The organism is Kutzneria sp. NPDC051319 (assembly GCF_040682195.1).
Taxonomy (GTDB): Bacteria; Actinomycetota; Actinomycetes; order Mycobacteriales; family Pseudonocardiaceae; genus Kutzneria.
Window position 1 is genome coordinate 22,391 of the sequence record NZ_JBFBAM010000043.1, and the last position, 14,641, is coordinate 37,031.

General features: G+C 68.6%; 14 protein-coding genes. 7 read left to right on the forward strand and 7 right to left on the reverse strand.

Translation table 11 applies throughout. The annotated features are described in order from the left end of the window. The first annotated feature begins 509 nt into the window (after positions 1–509). Positions 510–758: a hypothetical protein gene (locus tag AB0M73_RS32225; RefSeq protein ID WP_363898533.1), complete on the forward strand. Its 249-nt coding sequence runs from the start codon at positions 510–512 to the stop codon at positions 756–758. A 36-nt stretch (positions 759–794) separates the two neighbouring features. Here AB0M73_RS32225 and AB0M73_RS32230 read toward each other — a convergent pair whose 3' ends face one another. The 5 genes from AB0M73_RS32230 to AB0M73_RS32250 form a co-directional block, all read right to left on the reverse strand. Beyond that, a complete protein-coding gene (locus AB0M73_RS32230) occupies positions 795–1,721 on the reverse strand; it encodes a hypothetical protein (RefSeq protein WP_363898536.1) in 927 nt (308 codons plus the stop codon). Positions 1,722–2,322: 601 nt separating this feature from the next. Further along, entirely contained in the window at positions 2,323–2,970 is a 648-nt protein-coding gene (locus AB0M73_RS32235; protein WP_363898539.1) for an NUDIX hydrolase, read from the reverse strand. Between the two features lie 6 nt (positions 2,971–2,976). Beyond that, positions 2,977–4,200: an adenylosuccinate synthetase gene (locus tag AB0M73_RS32240; protein ID WP_363898542.1), complete on the reverse strand. Its 1,224-nt coding sequence runs from the start codon at positions 4,198–4,200 to the stop codon at positions 2,977–2,979. A gap of 23 nt (positions 4,201–4,223) precedes the next feature. Further along, complete coding sequence (locus tag AB0M73_RS32245) at positions 4,224–5,135, reverse strand: hypothetical protein (RefSeq protein ID WP_363898545.1); 912 nt, start codon at positions 5,133–5,135, stop codon at positions 4,224–4,226. A gap of 120 nt (positions 5,136–5,255) precedes the next feature. Continuing rightward, positions 5,256–6,077: a helix-turn-helix domain-containing protein gene (locus tag AB0M73_RS32250; RefSeq protein ID WP_363898548.1), complete on the reverse strand. Its 822-nt coding sequence runs from the start codon at positions 6,075–6,077 to the stop codon at positions 5,256–5,258. Between the two features lie 98 nt (positions 6,078–6,175). Between AB0M73_RS32250 and AB0M73_RS32255 the strand changes: the two genes are divergently transcribed. Beyond that, on the forward strand, positions 6,176–7,576 hold the full coding sequence (locus AB0M73_RS32255) for an amidase (RefSeq protein WP_363898551.1): 1,401 nt from the start codon (positions 6,176–6,178) through the stop codon (positions 7,574–7,576). Here AB0M73_RS32255 and AB0M73_RS32260 read toward each other — a convergent pair. Both AB0M73_RS32260 and AB0M73_RS32265 read right to left on the reverse strand, forming a co-directional pair. Further along, positions 7,573–8,742 (reverse strand): Glu/Leu/Phe/Val dehydrogenase dimerization domain-containing protein, encoded by a 1,170-nt coding sequence (locus AB0M73_RS32260; protein ID WP_363898554.1) that lies wholly within the window; start codon positions 8,740–8,742, stop codon positions 7,573–7,575. The genes AB0M73_RS32255 and AB0M73_RS32260 overlap by 4 nt on opposite strands. Positions 8,743–8,811: 69 nt before the next feature. After that, positions 8,812–9,420 carry a TetR/AcrR family transcriptional regulator gene (locus AB0M73_RS32265; protein WP_363898557.1) on the reverse strand — a complete coding sequence of 203 codons (609 nt, stop codon included), beginning with the start codon at positions 9,418–9,420 and terminating at the stop codon, positions 8,812–8,814. 58 nt (positions 9,421–9,478) lie between these two features. Here AB0M73_RS32265 and AB0M73_RS32270 point away from each other — a divergent pair, with 58 nt between their 5' ends. From AB0M73_RS32270 to AB0M73_RS32290, 5 genes are all read left to right on the forward strand, one after another. Then, positions 9,479–11,059 (forward strand): FMN-binding glutamate synthase family protein, encoded by a 1,581-nt coding sequence (locus tag AB0M73_RS32270; RefSeq protein ID WP_363898559.1) that lies wholly within the window; start codon positions 9,479–9,481, stop codon positions 11,057–11,059. Positions 11,060–11,149: 90 nt separating this feature from the next. Then, positions 11,150–12,121 (forward strand): efflux RND transporter periplasmic adaptor subunit, encoded by a 972-nt coding sequence (locus AB0M73_RS32275; RefSeq protein WP_363898562.1) that lies wholly within the window; start codon positions 11,150–11,152, stop codon positions 12,119–12,121. Then, positions 12,118–12,807: an ABC transporter ATP-binding protein gene (locus tag AB0M73_RS32280; protein WP_043718906.1), complete on the forward strand. Its 690-nt coding sequence runs from the start codon at positions 12,118–12,120 to the stop codon at positions 12,805–12,807. The genes AB0M73_RS32275 and AB0M73_RS32280 overlap by 4 nt, the downstream gene beginning before the upstream one ends. Then, positions 12,804–14,093 (forward strand): ABC transporter permease, encoded by a 1,290-nt coding sequence (locus AB0M73_RS32285; RefSeq protein WP_363898566.1) that lies wholly within the window; start codon positions 12,804–12,806, stop codon positions 14,091–14,093. Before AB0M73_RS32280 ends, AB0M73_RS32285 begins: the two co-directional genes overlap by 4 nt. A gap of 12 nt (positions 14,094–14,105) precedes the next feature. Further along, positions 14,106–14,561 (forward strand): DUF309 domain-containing protein, encoded by a 456-nt coding sequence (locus tag AB0M73_RS32290; protein WP_363898569.1) that lies wholly within the window; start codon positions 14,106–14,108, stop codon positions 14,559–14,561. The last annotated feature ends 80 nt before the right edge of the window (positions 14,562–14,641 follow it).

The window sequence follows — 14,641 nt, forward strand, 5'->3', positions numbered from 1 at the left end:
TGATGGAAGCTTTGAATCTGTGCCGTAAGTGTGTAGTTGCCATTATCGAGAGGTAATTTGATAAGGTCAAACGCTGCCTCATATGGCAATGCCGGTTCGTAGGTTATTGTGAACTCTGGTTCCGGCTCGGTGTCGCGGTAGCGACCGAGTGGGATGCGGCGAGTACCGTAGGGTGGTAGTGTCGCCGGCTCGAACGATTGTGGATTTTTGCGGATTACATTTGTTGGTATGTCGCGATTTGAGTGCTGCATGGTGGTCGTGCCTTGTTTATGGTTGATATCTCAACCCCGTACCCGGCCGGCTGGCATGCAAAAAACAGCGCGGGGGCATGGCTATGTAGTAGACGTGAATCTTACTGGCGACCTGCGAAGCACCTCACCTGCTGCCATTATGGTACCTGAATGTTAAAACAATCTGAACTTCCCGCTGACCTTGCGTGGTGCCGTAACGCTCACGTTTGATTGCCGGAGGGGTTGACTTCGTTGTGTCGTGGCTCAAAAATACTGGATATGGCAGGCAAGGTTGAATACGTCACGCACGAGCCTGGGGATGAAGATTCTTGGGTGTGTATTTGCGGCAATACGACGTCGGGCGATGGTTTTGCGCCTGTCGATCCCCATGATCACGAAGTTGAGCCGACCGATGATGCCTGGAAAACGAGACAATTGGCCTGTCGTACTTGCGGACGCGTAATTAATCGTGACACGCTAGCCGTGGTGCGCAAGGTTGATATTGTATCGATCGTTTGGATGGCTTGAGCGTATCCCGATGTGGGCATGCTCCTTATTGTGAACTCAGCCAAGAATGTTGTAGGCGCCAAGGTAGATCTCGCCGGTTCTGGCAGCGTGCTGCCGTTTGCGTGTAAGTAGTTCAGAAAGCTTAATCCTGTTGTCGATTATCGCACTCAGATCTGCGCCGTCCATCAAGATCATGAGGGGTCGACCTTGTGAATGTAGGTCGATAGCGCTCTGTTGAAAACCGTTCATCGACAGGAATAGGCCAAGCGTGTTGTCGAGCTTGCGGCTAACCTTGCTGGCGAAGATATCTAGGTCTTTTGGTTCGCACTTGAGATTTTGCCACTTTGCTTCCAGTAGAAACTCTGTGCCGTCGAAGGTAAATGCTCCGTCAATCTGTTCGCCGTACACCTTGAAAGGCGCTTTGGCGTCGATGTCGAACAGGGCGAAAAGTTGGTTGAGGAGCTTCTCTAGCGAGTAGCCGCGGGCCTGTGGTTCTTGCTTGACGATCTCGTACAACAGGGTGCGTAGCTCTTCTAGCTTTTCGGTCATCGCGCGCCTGGTCTCAGCGTCGGCTCGCTCGGCTTCGCGTCGCCGTGTGGCCTCTTCTTCTTCGCTGCGTATGCGTCGATATGGCTCTACCTGTTCGCGGAGCGTCTTGAGTGCGGCAACTGCGTCTGCGTACTTCTTCTCGCCGTCTTCAACGCGCTTGAGCCATGATGGGTCCGTGATGGCGGCGGTATCGAGGATCAGGCTTAGTAGCTCGTTGAAGTACTTATGTTGCTGTGAGGCTAGGCTGTCGACGAGCTGGGCAACGATCGTGCGCTTGTAGTCGCCCTGCCAGTCGAACTGTGCCACCAGGTGGCGATCTCCAAGCGTGTTGTTCAAGAAAGCGCGCAGGTCGGGCTTGAACCAATACGCCAGTGTTAGTGCCTCTTTGAGCGGCTGCAAAACCGCTGGCGACACACGCTTAGTCGATCCTGCCATAAAAACATTCTACCGCGTATGGTCGTGTTTGGCCCTGTCGCTAGCTTCCGGAGTGTCGATGGTGACCGTCCGAAGTTCTCTGGGCCAGCTGAGTGACATCTCATCCGGCCCGTCCGTTACTACGGATAGGCGTCTTCCACGCCCCGTGCTTCTTGAGCAGCCGCTTCACCGTCGTCGTACCGATGGCGTACTGCTCAGCCAGCTGCTTGACGGTGCTACCTGCGAGATAGGCAGCAACGAGGGGCCTCGATGTCGTCCGGAGTGAACCGGTCGGAGATCCGCCAGACGGCCGCCACATTGCCGGCCACGGGCGGGAGATGGTCCTCCGAGGCGTCGGACGCCGGCCCGTTTTTGATCTTCTCCATGACCCTGACCAGTGGTTCTAAGAGGTCAAGGCGGTTCGAATAGCGGCGAAGGAGGTCCACTCGACCCTGGGAGCCCCTTGTCTGCCTGCGGCAGACCGGGGGCTCTCGTCGCATCTGTGGGGCTCGCGCCCCACACCCCCGGGCAGGGCGGGCTTCGCCCCCTGCACCCCCCTTCGGGCTCGGCTGCGCCATCGCCCTCGGATCTGGTCGTTGCCGAAGCGTTCGCTCTCGCGCGGTCAGGGCTCTTCGGTGAAGGTCCAGATGGTGGCGGGGCGGCCGGTGGAGTGGTGGCGGGCCTGGTGGGCGGTGCGGTGGAGGGTGGGGATGCCGGCCATGAGGCGGTTGAGGTTGGCGGCGTTGGGGCGGGCGCCGCGGAGGGCGGCGGTGGCGGTGACGGCGCGGGTGGCGGAGAAGGAGTCGCCGAGCAGGGCCTGGGTGAAGGTGAGGTCGGACCAGAGCTTGGCGGCCAGCAGAGGACGGCAGTGGGCGATGATGCGGTCGTGGTCGAAGGCCAAAGGGGGGACGGCGTCGAGCGGAGCCCAGTCGGCGGAGCAGTCGGTGGGGGAGATGACGGCCCACATGGCGATCGACAGGGTGGGACCGCGGGGATCGCGGTGGGGCTCGTCGAAGGTGATGAACTGACCGACGGCGCGGACGGCGTCGGAAGGGACGCCGAGCTTGGTGGTGACGGCGCGGCGGGCGTCGTCGGCGAGGCGGGCGCCGCGGGCCAGCAGGACACCGGGCAGGGCGAGGCGGCCGACGAACGGGGCGGCGGCGCGCGGGGCGATGCCGAGGTGGATGGTCTCGTCGTCGGGCCAGAACCGCAAGGTCAGCACGTCGACGGAAACGGCGGACTGGTCGGGAACGGGGATCTGGGGCGACACAGCGGATTATCCTGCCGCACCGACCAAGGTCGTGGGCACGCGGTCGGCGCGGTCGGGGCCGTGGGCGGTCAGGGCGACGGGGACGCGCAGGCGAGCGGCGATGGCGTCGGCGGCGTCGGTGGGCAGGTCCTCCAGGACGGGGCGGGCCGAGGTGAGTAGGCGGGTGAGACGTGACTGGTGGGCGAGGTCCTGCCACGGCCCGCAGTGCACGGAGTCGATGAGGCCGTCGTCGGTGAGGTAGGCAGTGGCGGAACGGATGCCTGCGCGCTGGTCGAGGTGGGTGACGGAGAGGCCGTCGATGCCGCCGCAGGCCTCGATGGCGTAGCGCAGCAGGATTGGATCGAAATGGCCGACGCGGAAGGCGCCCTGGTACTCGCCGGTGGAGTTGTGCGGCTCGGGCAGCGCGAGGTCGGGGTCCTCGGTGGGGAAAGGACCGGCGCCATGGCGGGTCATGTAGGTACGGGTCACGCCAAGCACGTACGGGCGCTCGCCCAAGGCGGTGATCATGGCGCAGGCGTGGCGGGGCTCCACTGTGGACCACGTGGTGTGCGGATGCAGGCCGCGCCACTCGTCGAGCAGAACCCCTTGCGCCCCTTCGAAGACCAGGCGGCCACGGCCCGCGAAGGTGGCGGGTGCGTCCGGGCCGACGATCCGTACGGCGGCGGCGAACTCGCGGTAGAGCGAGACGAGTTCACGGATGGAGCCGACTCGGTCGCCGATCAGGGGTGCGTAGTGCCGGGCCAGGGCGTCCAAGCGGCGGGTCAGCCGAGGAATGTCTTGGCAGTCGGCGACTCTGGGGGCGCTGTGCTCCAACGCGTAGGCGGCGGTCTCGCCGATGCCCATGCCGCACGAGCCGTGGCGGGCGGTGCCCCGGGCGTCCTCCCGCGCCCGGTTCGCCGCCACGTGGATGGGGGTGGTGAGCAACGCGTCGCCGTCGATGTTCAGCAGCCCCAAGGGATCGGGCACGCCGAGTCCGGCCAGTGCGACCGATTCGGCGGCCAGCGCGATCGGCTCGACCAGCATGTGCCGTGACAACAGGGTCGGCACGCCGGCGAGAGTGCCGGAGGCGAACTGTGCGAACCGGTGGTGCCGGCCGTCGGCGACGACGTTGTGCGCGGCCTGCGCGCCGCCGTTGAACCGCACCACCGCGCTCACGGACCCGTTGGCGCACAACCAGTCGACCGTCGCACCCTTGCCGGCGTCGCCGAAACCGAGGTCGATGACGATCACATGCTGATCCCCGAGCCCCATGGTCAGACCCGCGTCTCCAGTGCGCGGCTGACCGCCACGGCCTCGGCGTGCGAGCCGACGTCGCGCAGGTCCGCCAGCCCGCCGCCGACGTCGATGCGCCCCTCCCCGACGCCGACCATCAGGGCGATCAGCTCGCACACCGCGCCCGGGTCCTCCAACCGCAGGAACCGCTCGCCGAGCAGTGTCGCCCAGTGCGCCGCGATCTCCGGATCGCCGTAGTAGCTCGACTGTTTGGGCAGAATGTAGAAGACGTGCCACCGTGATGCCAGTTCCCGGTACACCGACTCCACCGAGATGTCCTGACCCACGTTGTCGCCGATCACCTCGCGGACCTGCCGCGCCGACAGCCGTGGCTTGTTGAGCTCGTCCCCGATCAGGAACAGGTAGCCCTTCCTGCCGCGTTTGTCCCACGCGTCCGTCGCCACGTGCCGGACCATGTAATACGCCGCCAGCTCATAGCTTTCCGACTTCTGTCCGCCGCCCCCTCCTTCCAGCAGGATGTGCCGAAGCTGCTCGTCCATGCGGTTGTCCGACTCGAACTGGCCGATCTGCAGCGGCACCCGATCGCAGTCCGCGTCCCCGATGCCGCCGAACAGCACCTGCGGGTCGTCCGCGTATCCCTTGCTGCGCAACAGTCCGTGCAGCCGGCCCAGCTTGCCTTGCATGATCCTCGGGACGATCCCCATCGACCCCGTCACGTCGAACAGCACCGCGATCGGCAGCGAGTTCGCGTGGTCCGCGCTGTCTCTGCTCTCCCGGAACGTGTCCCTCGGATCCAGCGCCGGATGTGCCCGCCACGTCGACCAGTGCTGCGCCCTCATGTCGGCCGTGTACCCGAAGTCGTCCAGCCCTCGCCTGGCCCGAAACGTCTTCGCCGCCTGGAAGGCGTTGTCATCCCAGTGCCCGTACCCCATGTCGTGCTCCCCTCCACTCCGCTGGCCGACACCCCTCGTCTTCGCCGGCCCTAATTTTAGTCTAAGTGACTAAAACGATAGAGGCAAGCATGGCGGGGTGGGAGCGAGTCGCGTGGAGGCTCAGGGCCAGGCGATGTGGTCCACGGCCAGCCAGGCGTCGGCGGCGACGGCGGTGGGGGTGACGCCGGTGAAGGCGGCGACGTCGCGGTGGAGGTGGGACTGGTCGGCGTAGCCGGTGTCGGCGGCAACCAGGGCGGGGCTGTGGCCGGCGGCGAGGCGGCGGGCGGCCTCGTTGAAGCGGATCAGCTGGGCGGCCCGCTTGGGGGTCATGCCGATCTGGGCCCGGAAACGGGACCAGAGCCGCTTGCGGCTCCAGCCGACCTCGATGGCCAGGTCCTCGACGCGGACCCGGCCGAGGTGAGCGGTCATCCGGGACCAGACGAAGCGGGTCTCCGGGTCGACCGGGCGGCCGGCGGCGTGCCGCTGGGCCAGCGCGTCCTCGACGATAGCGAACCGAGCGTCCCACGTGGGGGCCTCGCGCAGGCGCTCCTGGACGCGCCGGGCGTCGGGGCCCCACAGGTCGTCGAGGGTGATCACGGCGCCGTCCAACTCGGGCGAACCGCGCAGCGCGGTGTGGGCGACGATCGGCGACACCCGGATCTGCAGACACTCGATCCGGCGGCCGCTCACCCGTGCGGTGGGGGCGAGTCCGGCGACCACGGTGCCGCATTGCTGACGGCCGTGGGCGTCGTCGACGATCAGGCCGCTGCCGAGGTCGATGCCCAGCGTGACGGCGGGGTGCGGCACCAGCCGGAGGTCGACCAGTTCCGTGGCCTGGTCACGGAATCCGGCCATGCTGACGCCCGCCGGCCGCGTCGGTCGTGACGGGACCGCGATCTCCCACAGGGCGACGCCGGCGCGAACCGTCGCGACGGACCTCATGCCGCCATCGTACGAGCCGAAGGGCGAGAACATTCGTCCAAGACCGGGGGCGGCCGGCCGGCGATGCTGGCCGGACCGCGACTGGAAGGGCCATTCCGATGACCATCAACCCGTTCACGCCCGCTGTCGAGCTGGCGGCGGCCATCCGCAGCAAGGAGATCAGTCCGGTCGAGGTGGCCGACTGCTACCTGGGCCGGATGAACGGCCTCGATCCCCGGCTCAACGCGTTCTGTTTCCGTGCCGACGACGAGGTGCGCGCGGCCGCCGCCGAGGCAGAGGAGGCGGTGATGCGGGGCGGCGAACTCCCGCCGTTCCACGGGGTTCCGTTGCCGATCAAGGATCTCGTCGACGTCGCCGGCTGGCCCACCACCCACGGCTCGGCGGGCGCGAGCCGCGTGCCAAAAGTCGAGTCGGATCCGGTGGTGCGTCGGTTCGTCGAAGCCGGATTCCTGCTGCTGGGCAAGACCGTAGCCGCCGAGTTCGGCACGGTTCCCTTCACCGAGAACGAAACCCTCGGCATAGCGCGGAATCCGTGGGATCCGGAGCGCACCCCGGGCGGGTCGTCCAGCGGCGCCGGGGTGGCGGTGGCGGCGGGGATGGCGCCGCTGGCCCATGCTGCCGACGGCGGGGGCTCGATCCGCATTCCCGCTTCCTGCAACGGACTTGTCGGCCTGAAGCCCACTCGCGGGCTGGTCACCAACGGCATCGTCGAGACCGGTGGGCTGGCCACCAGCGGCGTGGTCACACGCACGGTGGCCGACACCGCCGCCGTGCTGGATGTGCTCGCCCGGCACGATCCGGCCGCGTGGTGGTCGCCACCGACCTCGGCGCGCACGTCGGTTGCGGCCAAGGGGTTGAGAATCGGCGTGATCGACAAGGCCCCGATCGACGGGATCGCCGTGGATCCGGCGTGCCGGGTCGCCGTGGAGACGACGCTGCGGACCCTGGAATCGCTCGGCCACCACGTCGTCGAGAAGCCGGTGCCGCTGCCGCCGTTCGACGAGCTCATCTCCGCGTTCACCATGCTGTGGAACGTTGGCGCCGCCGGGATCGAGCTGGCCGACCCGGACCGGGTCGAGCCGCACAACCGGCTGATCCGGGCGGCGGCGCGGACCGTCGACTCGTGGACGTATGTCGAGGGCCTGCAACGGACCCAGCGGTTGTCACGGCGCGTCGTCGAGGGGTTCGTCGCCGACTTCGACCTCGTCGTCACGCCCACCATGGCCTGCCTGCCGCCGCCCATCGGCTTCTGGCGCGACGGCGTCGACGAGAATCCGGCCCTGGCCATCGCCAACAGCTATCCGATGGCCGTGTTCACCGCGTTGTTCAACGTCACCGGACAGCCCGCCATCTCGCTGCCGATCCACCATGACCCCGCCACCGGCCTGCCCGTCGGCGTCCAGCTCGTGGCCGCGCCCTGGCGGGAGGACCTGCTGCTCCAGGTGTCGCGAGAGCTCGAACGAGCGCATCCCTGGCTCAGCCGCCGGGCCGTCGCCTAACCGGCGGCCAATCCGTCGATGCTGGCCAGCTGGTCGGTCGTGAAGGCCACGGCGGCGGCGCGGAGGGTGGTGGGGGTGGACCGGGCGAGGGCGAACACGGTGCTGAGGATGCGGTGCATCTCGGTGCGGATCTGGTGGGTGGCCTCGGAGATCGAGGCGTCGATGTCGCCGAAGAGGGTCCACCACCACCAGGCGTTGGTGGCGGAGTTGGCGACGAAGTCGGGGACGACGTGGATGCCGCGGGCGGTGAGGGAGGCCTCGGCGGCGGGGAGGACGGGCAGGTTGGCGGCCTCGACGATGAGGCGGGCGCGGACGAGGTGCTGGTTGGCGGGGGTGATGCAGTAGGAGATGGCGGCGGGGACGAGGACGTCGGTGTCGACGGAGAGCCAGGCGTCGACGGGTAGCGTGGTGTCGCCGGGGCGGAGGCAGGAGCGGGGGATCTCGCCGAAAGCGTTGCGGGAGCGGAGAAGGAGTTCGACGTCGAGACCGGCGGGGTTGGTGATGACGCCGAGGGCGTCCGAGACGGCGACGATGCGCAGACCGGCCTGGGCGAGGTAACGGGCGGTGGAACCGCCCATGGAGCCGAAGCCCTGGATGACGGCACGGGTGCCCTCGTGGGGGAGGCCGAGCTCGGTCAACGAGGCCAGGGCGGCCTCGGCGACACCGATGCCGCCGGCGAGGTCGGGCAGCGCGATGCCGTCGACGGAGAGGGAGAAAGCCCGGCGCAGGCGGGAAATGGCGGCGGCGCGGTCGGGTAACAAGGGGTAGACGGCCTGGATGGAGCTCTCCATGCCGATCTCGGTGACGACCTCGTCGATGAGTTTCTGGTGCAGGCCAAGGTCTTCGCCGGTGGTCCAATGACGTTCCACCAGGGCGCGGACGCCTCGGAGGTAGCGTGTGAGGATGCCTCGCATACGGGGATCGTGCGGGTCGCAGTCGATGCCGCCTTTGGCACCGCCGAGCGGAACGTAGCGGTTGGAAGGCCGGTAGTAGAGGGCCTCCTTGCGGGTCATGCCGGCGGCCAGTCCGCGAACCTCGTCGAGGGTGCAACCCGCCCGCATACGCAGACCGCCGGAGCAGACCCCACGCACGAGTCGGTCGATGACCAGGAAGCCCTGGCGATCGGTGACGGGATCGGTCCACGTCACCTCGAGCAGCGGAGCCACCGGCACCTCCCATGCTGAACTGCGATTCAGTATGGGAAGGCCGGTGAGAGGGTGTCAAGAAAAGGTTTGCTAAGGGTCGGCCAACACCGCGGGATCGACGGAGAGCTCCCAGGCCAGCTGACGAATGATCCCAGAGCGGAGCTCACGCCGGGGTGGCCGGGATTTGTGCACGACGGAGCGCACGGCGAGACCGTCCAGGTAGGACGTGAGTCGGCCGGCCACGGCGACGGAATCGACGAGAGGGAACAGGCCGGCGGTTACGCCGTCGTCGATGACGGCAGCGATGGCGTCGATCCACCGGCGCTGGAGGTCGGTCAGGACCCGCGACAAAGTGTTGTCCCGCAGGGCGACGGACCAGGCGTCGATCCAGATGGTCCAGCCACGAGCGGGGCCGCTCGGCGCGTACCAGTCCAGGGCGGCCAGCAGCCGGGCGGCGGGCGAGCCGGGGCCGGCGACGATGGAGTCCAAAGTGGACAGATCCTGGGCGCAGGCGTGCACCAGCGCCTCGGACAGCAGGTTCTCCTTGGTGCCGAAGTGGTAGATGATCAAGGCGGGGCTGACGCCGCTGGCCTCGGCCACATCGGCGACGCGCACGGCGGCCATGCCCAGCGCGCGGATCTGGGTGAGCGTCTCCTCGAGCACCTCGGCCCGCCGCGCCGTCGCGGTCTTCCTCGGCATGGCCCGCACTATTCCACCAAGCGCTGCGCGGCCGGGCCAACCGGTGTTGACTTTCTCTGTGCGAATCATTGTGGTGGCGGTGCTGTGGCTGGTCGCATTGGCGTCGGCGACGCTGGTCGGGGTGTTCTCGCCCTGGTGGCTGTTCCTGACGGTCCCGCTGCTCGCGGCGGCGGTCCTGGGCGCCTACGACCTGATCCAGCGCCGCCATTCGGTGCTGCGCAACTACCCGGTGCTCGGCCACATGCGCTTCCTGCTGGAGGCGCTGCGGCCGGAGTTGCAGCAGTACTTCATCGAACGGAACTTCGACGGCCGCCCGTACGACCGTGACGTGCGCAGCATCGTCTACGAGCGGGCGAAGGGCACGGACGCGGAGGAGCCGTTCGGCACGGAACTCGACGTCTACGCGGCCGGCCACGAGTTCCTGGCCGCCTCGATCGCCCCGGTGCCGGTCCCGGAGCAGCCGCCACGGGTGCGGATCGGCGGCCCGGACTGCACGAAGCCGTACGACATGGCGCTGCTGAACGTCTCGGCGATGAGCTTCGGCTCGCTGTCGGCCAATGCCGTGCTGGCGCTGAACAAAGGGGCCAAACTCGGAGGATTCGCCCACGACACGGGCGAGGGCGGCCTGTCCGAGTACCACCTGCGGCACGGCGGCGACGTGGTGTGGGAGATCGGCACCGGCTACTTCGGCTGCCGCACCAAGGACGGCGACTTCGACGAGCGGGAGTTCGCGGACAAGGCGGCGCACGACAGCGTCCGCTGCGTGTCGCTGAAGCTGTCGCAGGGCGCGAAGCCGGGCGTCGGCGGCGTGCTGCCGGGCAGCAAGGTCAACGCGGAGATCGCCAAGGTGCGGGACGTGCCGCAGGGCCAGACCGTGAACTCGCCGCCGTACCACCGGGTCTTCGACACGCCACGGGAACTGGTCCGGTTCATCGCTCACATGCGTGAACTCGCGGGCGGCAAGCCGACGGGCTTCAAGCTGTGCCTCGGATCCCGACAGCAGTTCCTGGCCGTCTGCAAGGCGATGCTGGACGAGGGAACCACTCCCGACTTCATCATCGTGGACGGCGCGGAGGGTGGCACCGGCGCGGCCCCGCTGGAGTACGCCGACAACCTGGGCACGCCGCTGACCGAAGGCCTGATCACCGTGCACAACGCACTGGTCGGCGCGGGCCTGCGGGACCGGATCAGGATCGGCGCCAGCGGCAAGGTCGCCACCGGCAGCGACATCGTCAAACGCCTGCTCCAGGGGGCCGATTACACCAACGCGGCGCGGGCCATGATGTTCGCGGTCGGTTGCATCCAGGCCCAGCGCTGCCACACCAACCGCTGTCCGGTCGGGGTCACCACGCAGGACCCGCGGCGGGCGCGGGCGTTGGATGTCGAGGACAAGTCACTGAGGGTGCAACGCTTCCAGCAGTCCACGGTGCACAGCGCCGTGCAGATCATGTCGTCGATGGGGCTGCGGAGCCCTGATCAGCTGCGACCGCACATGTTGTGCCGCCGAACGGATCCGGTCACCGTGCGCACCTACGCCGAGCTTTATCACTGGCTGCGACCGGGTGAGCTGCTGAGCGAGCCTCCGAAGGGCTGGGCGCCGGACTGGGCGGCGGCGGATCCGGACCGCTTCGCCATGTGACGAATCCGTAAATGTGAGCAACGCATCACCGTCGGTAGGCGTCTTCTGGTTGGGTTGACCCATTTCCGTTGAACCAACCATGGGGGATCAGTGCGGACAACTGTCCTCGTCGGCGTGTGCGCGGCCGCCCTGCTCACGGCCGCCTGCTCGGCCGGCGGCCCGACGCCGGAGCCGCCGGGCCTCGCCGCCCGCGACACGACGATGACCACGGTGAAGCCGGCGCACCAGGATCTGAGCAACAAGGTGAGCCTGACCGGCAAGGTGGCGCTGGATCCGGTGTTCGGGGTGGCGTCGCCGGCCGACGGCCAGATCCGTTACCTGGACGTGAAGACGCCGGACGCCACGCCGAAGGTCCCGACGCCGGTGGCCAACATCTGGGCCAACGGCAAGGCGACCCGGGTGGACGTGCCGGCGGGCGCGACGTTCAGCGGCCGCCTGGTCGACGACAAATCCAACGTCACCGGCGGCATGCCGGTGGCCTCGGCCAAGTTCGCCGGCTACGGCATCGTCGCCGACCTCGACGGCGCGCAGGCGTACCGGATCGCGACCACGCCGGGCACGGTGCAGGCGCAGATCAAGGACGGCCCCGGCCCGTTCCCGTGCACGGTGCTGGGCACCGTCGCGGCCCTGCCGGCGGGCACACCCGCGCCGAAGGCGCCGACGACCCAGGCGCAGCCGCCGAAGTCGGGCGCCCCGACCTTCGCGCCGCCGGGGCAGGAACAGCAGCAGCCGCAACAGCAGTCCGATCCGACGGGGCTGCGCCTGGTCTGCACGGCGCCGGCCGGTGTGAAGCTGATCAACGGCGTGTCGGCGACGCTGGAGGTGGTCACCGCCACCACGCAGAACGCGCTGGTCCTGCCGGTCGAGGCGGTCGCGGGCAGCCAGGGCGCCGGCAAGGTGGACGTGGTCGTCGACGGCCACCGCCAGACCAAGGACGTCACGCTCGGCCTGACCGACGGCAAGAACATCGAGATCAAGACCGGGCTGACCGGCGACGAGACGATCGCCGTGCCGGGCCCGAACCTGCCGGCCGCGCCACAGGCCGGCGGTCCCACGCGATGACCGAACCGCTGATCCGGCTCTCGGGTGTGACCAAAACCCTGAAGGGCCAGGAAGAACCGCGGACCGTGCTGAACGGCGTGGACCTGTCGCTCTACAGTGGACAGAGCATCGCCGTGCTCGGCCGATCCGGCTCCGGCAAGAGCACCCTGCTGTCCCTGATCGGCCTGTTCGACCGGCCGGACCAGGGGCAGTACCTGTTACGGGACAACGACATCACCAAGATCTCCGAGCGCAGGGCGGCCGCACTGCGCAGCAGCGAGTTCGGCTTCGTGTTCCAGCGGTTCTTCCTTCTCAAGCACCTCACCGCGGCCCAGAACGTGGCGATGGCGCTGGTCAACGGCCAGGGCTGGCTGCCGCGCCGCAAGCGCCGGGCCAAGGTGATGACCGCGCTGGAGCAGGTCGGCGTCGCGCACCTGGCCAAGCACCGCCCGGCCCGGCTGTCCGGCGGTGAGCAACAGCGGGTGGCCATCGCCCGCGCGCTGGTGCGTGACCCGAAGATCCTGCTCGCGGACGAGCCGACCGGCGCGCTGGACTCGGAGACCGGCAACCTCGTGGTGGAGGTGCTGCGGTCGACCACCGATCGCGGCTGCGGGCTGATTCTCGTGACGCACGACCGTGATCACGCCAACAAGATGGGCCGCGTGCTGCACCTGGCCGACGGTGTCCTCGGGCAGGTGACGGCGTGATCCGACTGTCCGGCCGGCTGCGGTCGGCCCTGATCATCGGCATGCAGGGCATCCGGTCCCGCAAGCTGCGCACGCTGCTGTCCATGGTGAGCCTGTTCCTCGGCGTGCTCGCGGTCGTGGCGGTGCAGGCCGGCTCGCAGATCGCCGAGCAGGCGGCGCTGGGCAACATCGAGCTCCTGGAGGGCGTCGACGGTACGCAGATGATGTACGTGTCGCAGAACGACAAGGCCCCGGCGGTCGTGCTGGATGCCTTGCAGGGCAAGCAGCACGCGGTAGCGCTGGTCGGCACGCGGGCGTTCATCGGCGAACCGAACGTCTCCCCGATCAACAAGGGCGGCGGCCCGATCGACCAGGGCGCCAGCGGCGGCTTCTACTGCTCGGGCTACTCGGCGTGCAGCCCGGACGACAACCAGACGCAGGGGCCTCCGGGCAAGGCCGTCGAGCTCAGCCTGACCGCGATGACCGGCGACAACCGGCAGTTCCAGCCGTTCCGGCTGCAGTCCGGCCAGTGGCTGGACTTCACGTCGCCGGCGTCGCTCGCGCCGCGCATCGTGATCAACACGAAGGCGGCCGAGGCGTTCCAGCGCTACCAGATCCCGGCCCAGATGCGGATCACCGGCGCGACCGCCGACCCGACGCCGCAGATCATCGGCGTTGTCGACGACGGCAGCGGCGCGCCCGGGGCGTACGTCCGCTACGACGAGCTCGCCAACTGGCTGCCGCCCGGCGCCGGCACCTCGTTGCAGGTCATGACGGCCCCGAGCGAGACGGCGTTGCTGCAGACGCTCAAGGCCCGGCTGACCGCGGCCGGCGTGCCGGCCGGCCAGCTCCAGGTCCGGACGATCAACTCCAAGGCGCACGTCGCCGAGCAGCTGGAGCTGATGCGCCTGATCTTCCTGGGCATGGCCGGGCTGGTGCTGTTGATCGGCGTGGCCGGCATCCTCAACGTCGGCCTGGCCACGGTCGGCGAGCGCGTCGAGGAGTTCGCGCTGCGCCGGGCGTTGGGCACGCCACGGCTGCTGCTGGCCGGGATCGTGCTGGCCGAGACGTTGTTGACCGGCCTGTTCACCTCCATGTTGGCGATCGGCGCAGGGGTCCTGGGCCTGCGGGCGGCCGGGGTGCTGGTCGGCAACAGCGCCCGGTTCTCGTTCCTGCACGACCTCGCGTTCCCGTGGCAGGCCGGCGCCGCCGGTGTGGCCGCGGGGCTGATCGCCGGCCTGCTGGGCGGCAGCATCCCGGCGCTGCGGGCGGCGCGCATCCCCATCGCGACGGTGATGCGGGCCTGAGAGAATCGGCTCATGGCCGAAAGGGATCGGGACACGGCCGGTCGGGCCCGCAACGCGCGACCGCGCGACGGGCTCGGCCGGCCGCTCGCGCATGGCGCCCCGGGTGTCGAACGTCAGCCGGAAGGCATCGTCCGCGCGCCGTCGCAAACGCTTGCGGAGGCTCAGGAGCTGCTCGACTCCGGCCGGCCGTTCCACGCCCACGAGGTGCTGGAGGACGCCTGGAAGTCGGCCGACGAGGCGCACCGCCAGCTCTGGCGGGGCATGGCGCAGCTGGCCGTCGGGCTCACCCACGCCGCGCGGGGCAACCGGAACGGGGCGATGTCCCTGCTGCGCAGGGGAGCCGGCAACATCGAGCCGTACGGCGGGGAGAAGCCGTACGGGATCGACATTGCCGGCCTGGTCGGCTGGGCCACGCGGGTGGCCGACGGCGGCGGAGTGGACTCGACGCCGCCGCGACTGGTGGCTTAGGGGCGCGAGAGGCCAGTTCCTGGGGGCGAGAACTGGCCTCTCGCTTGTACGGTGCTCATGCCCGCTGGGGGTACAGGCAT